Origin of the sequence: Streptomyces sp. NPDC059092 (assembly GCF_042756365.1) — a bacterium.
Taxonomy (GTDB): domain Bacteria; phylum Actinomycetota; class Actinomycetes; order Streptomycetales; family Streptomycetaceae; genus Streptomyces.
On sequence record NZ_JBHZEJ010000002.1, the window covers coordinates 85,896 to 100,504 of the forward strand.

Annotated in this window: 10 protein-coding genes and 1 pseudogene; 8 read left to right on the top strand and 3 right to left on the bottom strand. The window is 72.3% G+C overall.

Annotation, left to right across the window (positions count from 1 at the left end; all coding sequences use genetic code 11):
• Positions 1 to 110: 110 nt before the first annotated feature.
• Positions 111 to 2,435, top strand: a complete 2,325-nt coding sequence (gene glgX / locus ACFXPL_RS01885; RefSeq protein ID WP_384910853.1) for a glycogen debranching protein GlgX — start codon at positions 111 to 113, stop codon at positions 2,433 to 2,435.
• A 192-nt stretch (positions 2,436 to 2,627) separates the two neighbouring features.
• Here the strand turns inward: glgX and ACFXPL_RS01890 are convergent.
• Positions 2,628 to 2,777, bottom strand: a pseudogene (locus ACFXPL_RS01890) (ATP-binding cassette domain-containing protein); the annotation flags it as partial.
• A gap of 152 nt (positions 2,778 to 2,929) precedes the next feature.
• Between ACFXPL_RS01890 and ACFXPL_RS01895 the strand changes: the two are divergent.
• Both ACFXPL_RS01895 and ACFXPL_RS01900 read left to right on the top strand, forming a co-directional pair.
• Positions 2,930 to 4,771, top strand: coding sequence for an ABC transporter ATP-binding protein (locus tag ACFXPL_RS01895; protein ID WP_384910857.1), 1,842 nt, complete (start codon positions 2,930 to 2,932; stop codon positions 4,769 to 4,771).
• Positions 4,768 to 6,759, top strand: a complete 1,992-nt coding sequence (locus ACFXPL_RS01900) for an ABC transporter ATP-binding protein (protein ID WP_384910860.1) — start codon at positions 4,768 to 4,770, stop codon at positions 6,757 to 6,759. The genes ACFXPL_RS01895 and ACFXPL_RS01900 overlap by 4 nt, the downstream gene beginning before the upstream one ends.
• A 235-nt stretch (positions 6,760 to 6,994) precedes the next feature.
• Here ACFXPL_RS01900 and ACFXPL_RS01905 read toward each other — a convergent pair whose 3' ends face one another.
• Positions 6,995 to 7,438: a hypothetical protein gene (locus ACFXPL_RS01905; RefSeq protein ID WP_384910863.1), complete on the bottom strand. Its 444-nt coding sequence runs from the start codon at positions 7,436 to 7,438 to the stop codon at positions 6,995 to 6,997.
• A gap of 360 nt (positions 7,439 to 7,798) precedes the next feature.
• Here ACFXPL_RS01905 and ACFXPL_RS01910 point away from each other — a divergent pair, with 360 nt between their 5' ends.
• From ACFXPL_RS01910 to ACFXPL_RS01925, 4 genes are all read left to right on the top strand, one after another.
• Positions 7,799 to 8,674, top strand: coding sequence for an oxaloacetate decarboxylase (locus ACFXPL_RS01910; protein WP_384910865.1), 876 nt, complete (start codon positions 7,799 to 7,801; stop codon positions 8,672 to 8,674).
• 18 nt (positions 8,675 to 8,692) lie between these two features.
• Complete coding sequence (locus ACFXPL_RS01915) at positions 8,693 to 9,313, top strand: hypothetical protein (protein ID WP_384910868.1); 621 nt, start codon at positions 8,693 to 8,695, stop codon at positions 9,311 to 9,313.
• The gene (locus ACFXPL_RS01920; RefSeq protein WP_384910871.1) at positions 9,306 to 10,391 is read left to right on the top strand and encodes a bile acid:sodium symporter family protein; all 1,086 of its coding nucleotides are present in this window, start codon (positions 9,306 to 9,308) and stop codon (positions 10,389 to 10,391) included. Before ACFXPL_RS01915 ends, ACFXPL_RS01920 begins: the two co-directional genes overlap by 8 nt.
• Before the next feature lie 383 nt (positions 10,392 to 10,774).
• A complete protein-coding gene (locus tag ACFXPL_RS01925; RefSeq protein WP_384910874.1) occupies positions 10,775 to 12,805 on the top strand; it encodes a M4 family metallopeptidase in 2,031 nt (676 codons plus the stop codon).
• A 79-nt stretch (positions 12,806 to 12,884) separates the two neighbouring features.
• Here ACFXPL_RS01925 and ACFXPL_RS01930 read toward each other — a convergent pair whose 3' ends face one another.
• On the bottom strand, positions 12,885 to 13,538 hold the full coding sequence (locus tag ACFXPL_RS01930) for a TetR/AcrR family transcriptional regulator (protein WP_384910877.1): 654 nt from the start codon (positions 13,536 to 13,538) through the stop codon (positions 12,885 to 12,887).
• A gap of 52 nt (positions 13,539 to 13,590) precedes the next feature.
• On the opposite strand from ACFXPL_RS01930, the gene ACFXPL_RS01935 reads away from it, so the two are divergent.
• Complete coding sequence (locus ACFXPL_RS01935) at positions 13,591 to 14,571, top strand: threonine/serine dehydratase (RefSeq protein WP_384910880.1); 981 nt, start codon at positions 13,591 to 13,593, stop codon at positions 14,569 to 14,571.
• Positions 14,572 to 14,609: the final 38 nt, after the last annotated feature.

Below are 14,609 nucleotides of genomic sequence, written 5' to 3' on the forward strand. Positions count from 1 at the left end.
CAGGGCCTCTTGGGGGCAGAACAGGAGGAGGACCACCGCGAGGAGCAGCCCACGGCCGGGACGCCGTGCGCGCCGGGGAGCGGGGCCCATGAGCCGCGGGAGGCCGGTCAGTGGCGAGCGCAGCCGAGCAGGAAACAGCCCACCATGAACACGCCACGAAGCACATCGCGCAGCACGTCACCGCACACGCCACCGAACCCGTCACGGAACCCGTCACGGAGGGGCAGCCGCCCGGCACCCCCTCGCCCGTCGTCAGGCCCGGCGCGGCGACCCCCCTCGGAGCCCGCTACCGGGTCGGCCCCGACGGCGTGGCGGGCACCAACTTCGCGCTGTGGGCGGGCGGCGCCGAGGCGGTAGAGGTCTGCCTGTACGACGACCACGGCACCGAGACCCGGCTGCCGCTGACCGAGCTGACCCACGAGATCTGGCACGGCTTCGTGCCCGGCGTACGCCCCGGGCAGCGGTACGGATTCCGCGTCCACGGCCGCTGGGACCCCTGGACGGGGGCCCGCTGGAACCCGGCGAAGCTGCTGCTGGACCCGTACGCGCGCGCCGTCGACGGGGAGTTCACGCTGCCCCCTGAGGTCTACGGCCACGTACGGGACTGGCCGCAGCCGCAGGTCGCCGACACCGTGCGCGACGACCGCGACTCCGCCCCGTTCGTCCCCAAGGGGGTCGTCGTCCACGACGACGCGCCCGGCGACAGCTGGGCGGACGACCGGCGGCCCAAGACGCCCCTGGCCGACTCCGTCCTCTACGAGCTGCACGTACGGGGCTTCACCAAACTCCATCCGGGGATCCCGGAGGAGCTGCGCGGTACGTACGCGGGCCTCGCGCACCCGGCGGCGATCGGCCACCTCCGGCGCCTCGGGGTGACAGCGGTCGAGCTGCTGCCCGTTCACCAGTTCGCGCACGAGGACCACCTCCTGCGGCGCGGACAGCGCAACTACTGGGGCTACAACTCCATCGGCTACTTCGCCCCGCACGCCGGGTACGCCGCGAGCGGCACCCGCGGCCAGCAGGTCGAGGAGTTCAAGGGGATGGTGCGCGCGCTGCACGCGGCCGGGATAGAAGTCATCCTCGACGTGGTCTACAACCACACGGCGGAGGCCGGCGAGCGGGGCCCGACGCTCTCCCTGCGCGGCATCGACAACCGCGGCTACTACCGGCTGCCCGCCGACGCCCGCCGGTACACCGACTACACCGGCTGCGGGAACACCCTGCACGTGGTGCAGCCGCACGTCCTGCGGCTCATCACCGACTCGCTGCGCTACTGGGTGACGGAGATGGGCGTGGACGGCTTCCGCTTCGACCTCGCGGCGGCCCTGGCCCGCTCCATGCACGACGTCGACATGCTCTCGCCGTTCCTCGCCGTGATCGCCCAGGACCCGGTGCTGCGCCGGGTGAAGCTGATCGCCGAGCCGTGGGACGTGGGCAGCGGCGGCTACCAGGTCGGCGCGTTCCCACCGCTGTGGACGGAGTGGAACGACCGCTACCGCGACGCCGTACGGGACTTCTGGCGCGGCGCCCTGCCCGACGTACGGGACCTCGGCTACCGGCTCTCCGGATCCAGCGACCTGTACGCGTGGGGCGGCCGGCGGCCGTACGCCTCCGTCAACTTCATCACCGCGCACGACGGCTTCACGCTGCGCGACCTGGTGTCGTACGAGCGGAAGCACAACGAGGCGAACGGCGAGGGCAACCGGGACGGGACCGACGACAACCGGTCCTGGAACTGCGGGGCCGAGGGCGGGAGCGACGAACCCGAGGTCAACGCCCTGCGGTGGCGCCAGCTCCGCAACCTGCTGACCACGCTGCTGGTGTCGACGGGCGTGCCGATGCTGGTCGCGGGCGACGAGATGGGCCGTACACAGGGCGGCAACAACAACGCGTACTGCCAGGACAACGAGGTGAGCTGGGTCGACTGGTCGCTGCTCGACGAGGAGGCCGGGGACGGGGCCGGACCGGCCGGGGGTACGGACGGCCCGCCGGGGCTGCACCGGCTGACGGTCCGGCTGCTCGCCCTGCGCCGCGCCCACCCCGTACTGCGCCGCCGCGCCTTCTTCTCCGGCCGCCGTCAGGCCCCGGACGGGCTGCGGGACCTGGCGTGGTTCACCCCGTACGGCGCGGAGATGACGGAGGCGGACTGGTACGCCCCGGCGTCGGCCCTCGGGCTCTTCCTCTCCGGACGTGACATCCCGGGGCGGGACGAGCGCGGCGAGAAGATCACCGACGACAGCTTCCTGACGGTCCTGCACGCGGGCGCGCGCCCGGTGGAGTTCACACTGCCGGGCCCGCCGTGGGCGGGCGCGTACGAACTGGTGGTGGACACCGCGCGGCCGGACCAGCGGGAGGCGCCGGGGACGGCGCACCAGGGGGGTGCGGTGGTACGGGTCCCGGCGCGGGCGGTGCTGCTGTTCCGCGTGGTCGCGTGACGGGCGGCCCGTCGGGGGACCGGGGGGCCCGTTCGGTCAGCGACCGCGCCCGGGGCGAGGGCGGTCACCGTGGCCAGGACCGACCAGGGCCGCCGCGTGACCGGCGAGCCGACCCGGCGGCTTGACACCGAAGACCGTTCTGCCCACGACGATCACCAGGAAGGCGGAGCGGAGCGCCGCGGCCCCGTACGGCTCGACGCATTCGACGGTGGTCGTCCCGCCGGCGCCGTTGGGCCCGAGGATCCCGAGGATCTCTCCCTCGTCCACGGTGAAGGAGACACCGTCCACCACCGTTCGGGAGCCGTACGCCTTGCGCAGGCCGTTCACTTCGATGATCGCCATGCGGACGAGGGTTCCGCGCGGCGGGGGTACGCACCATCGGCCATCACGCTCAACCTGCCGTCATCCGATCAGTTGATGCGCTGGTACGACCGGACCAGAGTGGCAGGAAAACCACATGAGCGTTGTCAGTGGCGGACCGTAGGCTCGCTCTGATGACCGAGACAGATGCACCCGCCAAGGACCGCCCCGGGGAACGCCCCGGGGAGCGGTCCTCCTCCGTCCGTTCGCTGCTGCGGCTGTGGCCGTACGTACGACCGGTACGCAGGCGTCTCGTCACCGCGGCGCTGGTCGCGATCGTGGCGTCGTGCCTGGGGCTGGTGATGCCACTCGTCCTGAAGTGGATGGTGGACGGCCCGGTGAAGGACCGGGATCCGGGCGGCGTCTGGCTCGGCGCGCTGGCTCTGCTGGTGCTGGGGGTCGCCGAGGCACTGCTCTTCGGGCTGCGGCGGTGGCTGGTGGCCCGGCCGCTGGCGAGCGTGGAGGCGGCGATGCGCGCCGATCTCTACCGCCATCTGCAACGGCTGCCGGTGGCCTTCCACGACCGGTGGCCGTCGGGCCAGTTGCTGTCGCGCGGCACGACGGACCTGATGCTGCTGCGGATGTTCCTGGCGTTCCCGCTGACCTTCCTGCTGGTCAACGCGACGACGATCCTGGTCGGTTTCGTCATTCTGATGCTCCAGGACTGGTCGCTGGGTCTGGTGCTGCTGGTGCCCGTCGTGCCGCTGGTGATCGTCTGTTCGCTCTTCGAGACGCGGTACTCGCTGGTCGCGCGGAAGGCGCAGGACCAGGTCGGCGATCTGACGACGGTGGTCGAGGAGAGCGTGCTCGGCATCCGGATCATCAAGGGGTTCGGCCGCCACCGCAGCCAGGCGCTGGCCTTCCGTGAGCTGACGCGGCGGCTGCGTACGACGGAGCTGGGCAAGGCGCGGCTGCTGGCCGGCATCTGGGCCGTGATCATGACCGTTCCCGAACTGGCCATCGGCGCGGCGCTGGTGCTCGGCACGATCCAGGTGGCGGACGGCGGGCTCTCGGCGGGCACGCTGGTGGCGTTCCTGTCGACGGCGCTGGCGCTGCGCTGGCCGGTGGAGTCGATCGGGTTCCTGCTGGCGATGAGCCAGGAGTCGGCGACCGCGACCGACCGGTACTTCGAGGTGATGGACGTACGGGAGGAAGCGGAGGCGGAGGCGCCGGAGACCACGGTCCGCGCGGTGGACCCGGGGGGCACCTCGGGAGGCGCCGCCGGAGGGATGCGCTTCGAGGGGGTCTCGTTCCGCTACCCCGACGCCGCCGCGGACTCGGTGCCGGTCCTCGACCGGATCGATCTGCACATCAGACCCGGCGAGACGATGGCGCTGGTCGGCGCCACGGGGTCGGGCAAGACGACGCTGACCGCGCTCGTACCCCGGCTGCACGAGGCGACGGCGGGGCGCATCACGCTGGACGGGCAGGACATCACGGAGCTGCCCAGACGGCGGCTGCGGGAGCTGGTGTCCGTGGCCTTCGAGGAGCCCACGCTCTTCTCGGCCACCGTCGGGGAGAACGTCCTGATGGGCGCGGCGGACGCCGGGGAGGACACGCTGCCGCGCGCGCTGGACGTGGCGCAGGCCGACTTCGTCGAGGCGCTGCCGCACGGGACGGAGACCGAGGTGGGCGAGCAGGGCCACAGCCTCTCCGGAGGCCAGCGCCAACGGCTCGCCCTGGCCAGAGCGGTGGCGGGCCGGCCGCGCTTCCTCGTCCTGGACGACCCGCTCTCCGCACTGGACGTGCACACGGAGGCGCGGGTGGAGGCGGCGCTGCGGCGCGTCCTGCGGGAGACGACGGCGCTGGTCGTGGCGCACCGGCCGTCGACGGTGCTGCTCGCCGACCGGGTGGCGCTGATCTCCGGGGGCCGGGTCGCCGCCGTGGGGACGCATCAGGAGTTGCTGCGGAGCAGCGCGGAGTACGCGTGGCTGATGTCCGGGGCCTCGGAGCACGTCGAGGAGAGTGTCCGATGACGACGTCGACGACGACGGGCGCGCACGGCCCGGATCCGGAGCGGGAGGCGGAGTGGGAAGCGGGCGCCGTCCGGTCCGTGTCCCTGGATCCGTTCGAGGCACCCCCCGCACCGCCGTCGCCGCCCTCGCCGTCACGGACCGCCCCCGATCCGGCCGGTCCGGGAGCTGAACAGGGAACGGACCCGGGCACCGGCACGGACGACCCCTTCGGGAAGGACGCGCTTCCCGCGCCTCCGGGCGCCACCGGCGCGCTGCTGCGCTCCCTGCTGCGCGCGCGGCGTACGCGGGTGGCGGTGGCCGCGCTGCTCCTGCTGCTCCAGCAGGCGGCGATGCAGGCCGGGCCGCTGCTCGTCGCGTACGCCATCGACCGGGGTGTGCCGGCGTTCCGCGACGGGGAGTACGGGCCGCTGTACGCGGTCGGCGCGGGCTATCTGATCTGCTCGGTGGGGTCGGGCGCCCTGCAGTACGCGTTCATCCGGGCCTCCGCCCGGATCAACCAGGACGTGCTCCTCGATCTGCGCGGCCGTATCTTCCGCCATGCCCAGGCGCTGAGCGTCGACTTCCACGAGCGGTACACGTCGGGACGGCTGATCTCACGGTCGACGACGGACGTGGAGTCGCTGCGCGAGCTGCTCAGCGAGGGCCTTCAGGAACTCATCGCCGTGGTGCTGGCGTTCGTCTACATCTCGGCGATGCTGCTCTACCTGGACGTGGGGCTCGGCGCGGTGGCCGTGGTGTCCTTCGTACCGCTGTATCTGCTGGTACGGCTCTACCAGCGGCGCGCCGCCGAGGCCTACTCCCGGCGCTCCACCGCGATCGCGGCCGTCATCGTGAAGTTCGCGGAGACGATGAACGGCATCAGGCCGGTGCAGGCGTTCCGCCGCGAGCGGGCCAACGACGCGGACTTCCGGGCGCTCAACCACCGTCACGAGCGCAGCAACGGCGACGCGATCCTGGAGATGGCCCGCTATGTGACCGGCTCCCGGCTCGTCGCGAACACGGCCGTCGCCGGAATCGTCCTCTGGGGCGCCTACCGGGTGGCGGAGGGCACCCTGCCGCTGGGGGTGCTCGCGGCGGCGGCGCTGTATCTGCGGCGGCTGTACGACCCGATCGACCGGCTCGGGATGTTCCTCAACTCGTACCAGTCGGCCGCCGCCTCCATGGAGAAGATCGCGGGCCTGCTGGCCCAGACGCCGTCCGTGCCCGAGGCGGGGCAGCCGAGGGAACTGCCCGCGACGGAGCGGGGAATCCCCGGCCGGGCGGCCGTCTTCGAGGGGGTGCGCTTCGCGTACCGCACGGGCGGCGAGGTCCTGCCCCGCTTCGATCTGACCATCCCGGCGGGCCAGACGGTCGCGGTCGTCGGCTCGACGGGCGCGGGCAAGTCCACCCTGGCCAAGCTGCTGGCCCGGTTCTACGACCCGACGGAGGGCCGGATCCTGCTGGACGGCGTGGACCTGCGCGAGCTGGACACGCCCGAGCTGCGGCGCGGGGTGGTGATGGTGACGCAGGAGGCGTTCCTCTTCTCCGGCACGGTCGCGGAGAACATCGCCATCGGCCGCTCGGACGCCGGCCGCGCGGAGATCGAGGCGGCGGCGAAGGCGATCGGCGCGCACGACTTCATCAGCGGACTGCCGGACGGTTACGACACGGACGTACGGAAGCGGGGCGGCCGGATCTCGGCGGGCCAGCGCCAACTGGTCGCGTTCGCCCGCGCGCTGCTCGCGGACCCGGCGGTGCTGATCCTGGACGAGGCGACCAGCTCGCTGGACATCCCGGGCGAGCGTGCGGTGCAGCGCGCGATGGACACGGTGCTGCACGGCCGTACGGCGGTGGTCATCGCCCACCGTCTGTCGACGGTCGAGATCGCGGACCGGGTCCTGGTGATGGAGCACGGCCGCATCGTCGAGGACGGCGCCCCCGCCGACCTGATCGCGGGCACGGGCCGCTTCGCGGGCCTCCACCGCGCGTGGCGCGACAGCCTGGCCTGATACGCGCGCACGGGGTGGTCGGGCACGGCTCCGCTCGCCGCCTCCGCGGCCAGTTCGCGTACCTCGGCCGGCAGGTCCTCGTCGTGTGCCGGCCGGGCCAGGGCCTGGTGGCTGCCCGGTAGCTCGGTCGTGGGGCGGAGCAGCCGGACGGCCCGTTCCGCGGCCATGCCCCGGTGTGCGTACCGTTCCGCGAGGCCGGTCGCCCAGGGGGTGAGCGCCGTGGTGGCGTCGGCCATCAGGCCGCACCAGCGCAGCGTCTCCTCCGCGATCCAGGCGGAGATACGGCGGGTCCACCGCGTCGTGAAGTCCGTGAAGTCCGTGGTGTCCAGGCCCGCCCGCACCGCGCCTCGGCCTCGGCCATGCGCTCCCGGGTCACGTCGCGCGCGTACGGCATGAGGGCCCGCGGCACGCTTCTGGCCTCGATCCAGTCGGGCAGCGCCTCGCCCGCGCCGAGGTCCTTCGCGCGGACCTCGGGGGGCGGCTCCGGTACGGCGAAGGGGGCCGCCGGGAGGCAGGCCTCCAGGACGGCGCGGGCGAGCGCCAGGTTCCCGGCGCTCTCCGGGGTGTCCGGCGGCCGGCCGAAGCCGGTCGCCCAGGAGTACGGGACGGCCCGCACCGCCTCGGGGAGCGGCGGCGCCCCGTGGTTCCTGTGGTTCCCGTCGTCGTCCGTCGTCGTCACGGCACCCTCAGGTACTCCATCGCGCTCTGCTCGCACTCCACCGTGGAAAGACGTGTCAGACCTCGAACCGCCCCGGTCAAAGGGCTGTTCATGGTGGCGCACCTCGCCCCGCCCCCCGTGGGCGCGACAGTACAACCGCTGACCGGGACACGTCATGGGCCCCAGGGGCCGCTTCCAGACCTGCCGGATTCATCGGGACGGCTATATCCGGACAGGACGGATGGCCACATTTTGCCAAATCGGGGAATACTCCGGTGTGTCGCGTTACCAGCCCTTTGGGTTCTGTAAATCTTCTCCCGTATTCCCCACACACCCCGTCCCGGAATCCGTCGAGGAATTCATTCCGGACAGAGGAGAGTCATGAGCTACGGCAACGCCCTGCGAGAAGCGGTCCAATCGCCGCGCACCACACCGCTCATCGGAATTTACGACATGTACTCGGCCTCCATCGCGGCCCAGCACTACAACGGTTTCTTCGTCTCCGGATTCGGGTTCGCCGCCTCGCACTACGGTCTCCCCGACATCGGATACATCGCGTGGCCCGACATGGTGGCCTTCGCCGAACGGCTGCGGCTGGCCTTTCCCCGGCACCACATGCTGGTGGACATCGACGACGGCTACGTCGACCCCGAGGTCGCCTGCCACGTCGTACAGCGGCTGGAGCGCGCCGGGGCGTCCGGGGTGATCCTTGAGGACCAGAAGCGGCCCCGCCGCTGCGGGCACGCGGACGGCAAGCTGATCCTGCCCCTGGAGGAGTACCTGGCCAAGCTGGACCTGGTGCTGCGCAGCCGGGAGGAGCTGCTCGTGGTGGCCCGTACGGACGCCACGGAGGAGGCGGAGATCGTACGGCGGGCCGAGGCGCTCGCGGAGACCGACGCGGACGTCATCCTCGTCGACGGGGTGCGCAGTGTGGAATGGATCCGCAAGATCCGTTCCGTCGTCGGTGACAAGCCCCTGCTGTTCAACCAGATCGCGGGCGGCAAGTCACCGCGGCTCTCGCTCACCGAACTGACGGAACTCGGCGTCGATGTCGCCATCTACAGCACGCCCTGTCTTTTCGCGGCGCACGGTGCGATCGACAGCGCGCTCATCGATCTGAAAATGGAGGACGGGCGACTGCCCGATACCCGGGAAACCGGCGCCATCGGAGTGAAGGGCGCCACGGAACTGCTGGAGAAGAACATCAGCAGACATCACGACCTCCGGAATTCCGTACCGGTTCCCGTCACCGTCTGAGCCGGGCTGCCGAACCCCGTGTCGTCGAACCTTTTCCGGGCCGGCACCGGCCGGCACCGGAGCACCACCGGTGGATCCCGCCTGACGCTCGGCTCCACCGCGGGCGTCCTCGCGGTCGCGGGCGCGAGCATCCTGTGCGGCGGCTCCGTCGCACAGGCCGACGACGCCGACGCGTCGGCGTCCGGCCCCGTCGCCGGACGGAACGTCGGACTCGTCGTGATCGACAACTCCCACGCCGATTCCTGGCTGGAGGTCGACCGCACGCTCAACACCCTGATCAGCAGCAAGGGAACGGCGGGCAGCGACCACGACGGGGGCGGCGGCGCGATCGACGTACGGACCGGGGACACCGGCACCACACCGGCACCCGCACCGACCCCGGCACCCGCACCCGTCGCTCCACCCGCACCGGCACCCGCGGCCGTCGCTCCACCCGCACCACCGACCACACCCGTCCCCGCGCCCGGCCCGAACCCCGGCCCCGGACAGGCGCAAGCACCGGCAGCGGCGCCCGCGCCCCCACCAGCCCCACCCGCGACGGCCCCCGCACGGGCCGCCGCCCCCGCACCCTCCCTCCTCGGGTGGATCCCGCAGATCGGCCATCCCCCGTGGCAGGGCGACGACGGCGAAGGTGATTGATGTGACACAGGAGTCCCGGCCGCCGTCCTGGCCGGGCCGGCTGAGGAGGGCGGTCGACCCCTACGTGGCCGCCCTCCTCGGTACGGTCGTCCTCGCCGCGCTGCTGCCCGCGACCGGCGGCGCCGCCACGGCCGTCGGGGGCGCCGCCGACCTCGCCATCGGGCTGCTCTTCTTCCTGTACGGAGCGCGGCTCTCCACCCGCGAGGCCCTGGACGGCCTGCGCGGGTGGAAGCTCCATCTCGTCGTGGGCGCGAGCACCTTCGCGCTCTTCCCGCTGCTCGGTGTGGCCGCGGGCGGCGTCGTACCGTATCTGCTCACCGAGCAGCTGCACACCGGTCTGCTCTTCCTCTGCGTCGTCCCCTCCACCGTCCAGTCCTCGATCGCGCTGACCTCCACCGCGCGGGGCAATGTGCCGGCCGCCATCTGCGCGGGTACGTACTCCAGCCTGGCCGGAATGGTCGCCACGCCGCTGCTCGCCGCCTGGCTGATCGGCTCCACCGTCGGCTTCTCGGCGGACCGGCTGCTCGCCATCGCCGTCCAGTTGCTGCTGCCGTTCCTCGCCGGGCAGGTGCTGCGCCGCTGGATCGGCGGGTTCGTGGCGCGCCACAAGAAGCGGCTCGCCCTGCTGGACCGCGGTTCCATCCTGCTCGTCGTCTACACCGCCTTCAGCCGGGGCATGGCCGAGGGCATCTGGCAGCAGATCACTCCCTCACGGCTGGTCGGCCTGGTGAGCGTGGTGGCCGCCCTGCTGGCGCTGGCGCTCGCGACGACGGCGTACGCGGCGCGGCGGCTCGGTTTCGGCCGGGCGGACCGGATCGCCATCGTCTTCTGCGGCTCGAACAAGAGCCTCGCGACGGGGCTGCCCATGGCGGCGGTGCTGTTCGGCGCGTCGGCGGGACCGGTGATCCTGCCGTTGATGCTCTACCACCAGCTGCAGTTGATGGTGTGCGCGGTCATCGCGGCCCGCTGGTCCCGGCAGGCCCCCGAGCCGATGGAGACGACCGGGAAGACGGAGTCGGCGACGGCCGTTCACCCGTCCAGGCCGTCCAGGCCGTCCGCGCGGAGTACGGCGGTCTGAGCCGGGGCACCTCCGGCACAACACGGCGGGAACACATCGGGAACGCGCCACACTGCGACCGGACCCGGGCGGGCGAGCGCCCCGGTCCGGTTGACCTTCCGTTCACACCGTCGTGTCCGGACGAACGCCTGGCCACGGCGCCCCGATGATCGGTGAAACGTCCGCTTAACGAACAGGCAATTTCGGGCAGCGAACGAATTCCGGCCAACTTTTTGACGCGCTCCTGACAGATGTGCGCCACTGCTGCCACTCTTCCCCCGTTCTCCGCACCACCGAGCCCGACCCGAGCACCACCAGGCTCCACCCAGCCCCATACAGCTCCGCGTGCACTGTCCGGGTGGCCCACCGAGCCCGCCCGGTCCCCCCTCGCAGAAGGAGTTCGCGTGAGACCCACGCACAGACCCCGCCGGCGCGCCACCGCCACCGGCGCACTGATCGCCGCAGCAGCCCTTCTCACCGTCGGCGTACAGGCCGGCACCGCCGCCGCGCAGCCGGACAGCGCGCCCGCGGCGCCGGTCGCGGGCAAGGCCGACCCCGGTGCGCTGCCGCGCTCGCTCTCCCCCGCCCAGCGCGCCGCGCTGCTGCGGGACGCCGACGCGGCCAAGGCGGAGACCGCCGGGGAACTCGGCCTCGGAGCACAGGAGAAGCTGGTCGTACGCGATGTCGTCCAGGACGTCGACGGCACCACGCACACCCGGTACGAGCGCACCTACCGGGGCCTGCCGGTCCTCGGCGGTGACCTCGTCGTCGCCGCCTCGAAGGCGGGCGCGACCCAGTCGGTGAGCAAGGCGTCCAAGGCCGCGCTCACGAACGTCGCCACCTCGGCGGGCGTGGCGCCCTCGGCCGCCGAGAAGCAGGCGCTGAGCGCCGCGGCGGCGGAGGGCTCGAAGAAGACCGAGGCCGAGCGCGCGCCGCGCCAGGTCGTGTGGATGGCGCAGGGCTCCCCCACCCTCGCCTACGAGACGGTCGTCGGCGGCCTCCAGCACGACGGCACCCCGAACGAGCTGCACGTCGTCACCGACGCGGCCTCCGGCAAGAAGCTGTACGAGTGGCAGGCCGTCAAGAACGGCGTCGGCAATACCCAGTACGGCGGCCAGGTCACCCTCGGCTCCACCGCGTCGGGCTCGACGTACAACCTCACCGACGGGGGCCGCGGCAACCACCGTACGTACAACCTGAACCGCGGTACGTCGGGCACCGGGACGCTCTTCTCCAACTCCACCGACGTCTGGGGCAACGGCCTGCCCGCCAACCTGGAGACGGCGGGCGCCGACGCCGCGTACGGGGCCGGGCTCACCTGGGACTACTTCAAGAACGTGCACGGCCGTACCGGCATCAAGGGCGACGGCGTCGGCGCGTACTCCCGCGTCCACTACAGCAGCGGCTACGTCAACGCCTTCTGGCAGGACTCCTGCTTCTGCATGACGTACGGGGACGGCTCCGGCAACGCCAGGCCGCTGACCTCCATCGACGTGGCGGCCCACGAGATGTCGCACGGCGTCACCGCCAACACGGCCGGCCTGGTCTACAGCGGCGAGTCCGGCGGTCTGAACGAGGCCACCTCCGACATCTTCGCGGCGGCCGTCGAGTTCTACGCCAACAACCCGAACGACCCGGGCGACTACCTCGTCGGCGAGAAGATCAACATCAACGGCAACGGCACGCCGCTGCGCTACATGGACCAGCCGAGCAAGGACGGCGCCTCCAAGGACTACTGGTACTCCGGCATCGGCGGGGTCGACGTCCACTACTCCTCGGGTCCGGCGAACCACTTCTTCTACCTGCTCTCCGAGGGCAGCGGCGCCAAGACGGTCAACGGGGTCTCGTACAACTCCCCGACCTCCGACGGGCTGCCGGTGACCGGCATCGGCCGGGAGAAGGCCGAGCAGATCTGGTTCAAGGCGCTCTCCACGAAGTTCACCACCACGACCAACTACGCGGCGGCCCGTACCGGCACGCTCGCGGTCGCCGGTGAGCTGTACGGCACGACCAGCGCCGAGTACACGGCCGTGCAGAACGCCTGGGCCGGTATCGCGGTCGGCCCCCGTCCGGGCGGCGGCGGCACGGGCCAGGCCTTCGAGTCCACGACGTCGATCGCCATCCCGGACAACGGCGCGGCGATCACCTCGCCGCTCGTCGTCTCGGGTGTCACGGGCAACGCCCCGTCCACCCTCCAGGTCGACGTGAACATCACGCACACCTGGCGCGGTGACCTGGTCGTCGACCTGGTGGGGCCGAGCGGTACCTCGTACCGGCTGAAGGCGTCGAGCAGCGGTGACTCGGCGGACAACGTGATCGAGACGTACTACGTCAACGCCTCGTCCGAGGTGGCGAACGGCACCTGGACGCTGAAGGTCCAGGATGTCGCGTCGCAGGACACGGGCCGGCTCAACAGCTTCAAGCTCACCTTCTGAGCCCTCGTTCCACCGGAAGCCGCCCGGGGTGTGCCTGCCCCGGGCGGCTTTCTGTCGTCGAGGGGCTCACCGAGGGGCTTCACGTCGTCCCCCGGAGCCCGGGGCCGGCCGCAAGGACGAGCTGGCGCAGGGCGCCGTGGTAGACCTCGTGGTCCACGACGGCGGGCAGGATCTCCGGGAGATGTCCGGTCAGGACCGGGAACTCCTCGGGGTCCAGCGCCGCCAGCGCCCTACGGGTCAGCGCCATGCTCCCTCCGGGGTCGCGGTGGTCGACGAAGGTGGCGCTGCCGAGGGTGAGCAGATACATCCGGCGGTACGCGGTCATCGCCTCGCCCGGTGTCATCCCGGCGGCGACGCTGTCGGCGAGCTGCGGCTCCACCAGCCTGCCCAGCAGCCGGGGGCCGAGCCATGGGCGGCTGCCGCGCAGCGCGAGCAGCCCGGGGTGCGCGGTGAGCGCCGTGTACAGGGCCCGGAAGCGGGTCTCGGTCGCCTCGGCCCAGTCGGTGCCGGGCGGAAGGCCGGGCAGTTCGGCGGCGAGGTGGTCGGCGCAGAGGTCGAGCAGTCCGGCGAGGTCCGTGCAGCGGCGCTGGACGGTGGCGTGGGCGACGCCCAGGCGGGCGGCCAGCGTGCGGAAGCTCAGCGCGCCGGGGCCGTCGGTGTCGATGATCGCCAGGGCGGTGGCGGCGATGCGCTCGGGGGTGGCGGCGTCGAGGGAAGCGGATTGCCTGGGCATGCGAGCCAGCGTACGGTACACCGTATCCATCGGCCGTCGGCAGGAGCAGCACATGTCCGGAATCACCTACGACGACGTCAAGCGGGCGGTGGACCGGGTCACCGGGCACGTACGTCCCGTGTCACTGGCGCCGGTGGACCCCGGTACGGGGACGTGGCTGGCGCTGGAGCACCTCCAGTACACCGGCAGCTTCAAGGCCCGCGGCGCCCAGAACTTCCTCCGTGCCCACCGCGCCTCCGGCACCCTGCCGGACGCGGGCGCGACCATCGCCTCGGGCGGCAACGCCGGGCTCGCCTGCGCGTGGGCGGCGCGGCAGCAGGGCGTACGGGCGACGGTCTTCCTGCCGGAGACGGCCCCGCCGGTGAAGGTCGGCCGTCTCCGGTCGTACGGCGCCGACGTGCGGCTGGTCGGGGCCACGTACGGCGAGGCGCTGGCGGCGTGCGAGGAGTTCGGCGCCACGACGGGCGCGCTGGCCTCGCACGCGTACGACCATCCGCTGATCGCGGCCGGCGCGGGCACCCTGATGGAGGAGATCCACTCCCGGCTCCCCGAGCTGGACACGGTGGTGGTGTCGGTGGGCGGCGGCGGCCTGTTCACGGGCGTCGCCACCGCCGCCCTCCACCACGGCGTACGGGTCGTCGCCGTCGAGCCGGAGAACTGCCGCGCCCTGAACGCGGCGCTGGAGGCGGGCCACGTGGTGGACGTCCCGGTCGACTCGGTCGCCGCCGACTCGCTGGGCGCCTCCCGCGCCTCCGCCATGGCCCTGGACACCGCCGGGCGGGAGGGGGTGCGCTCGGTCCTGGTCACGGACACCGCGATCACGGCGGCCCGCGAGGCCCTGTGGGAGGACCACCGCATCACGGTGGAGCACGCGGCGTCAACGGCGCTGGCCGCCCTCACCTCCGGTCAGGAGGACGGGAGTTACGGCTATCGGCCCGAGCCGGGCGAGCGGGTGTGCGTGGTGCTGTGCGGCGCCAACACCGACCTCCACTCGCTGGCTTCGGCCTCCGCGGCCGTCTCTCCGGCTCCCTGACCCACTAGGCCCTGTCTGACAAATAGCGCCGTCCGCCC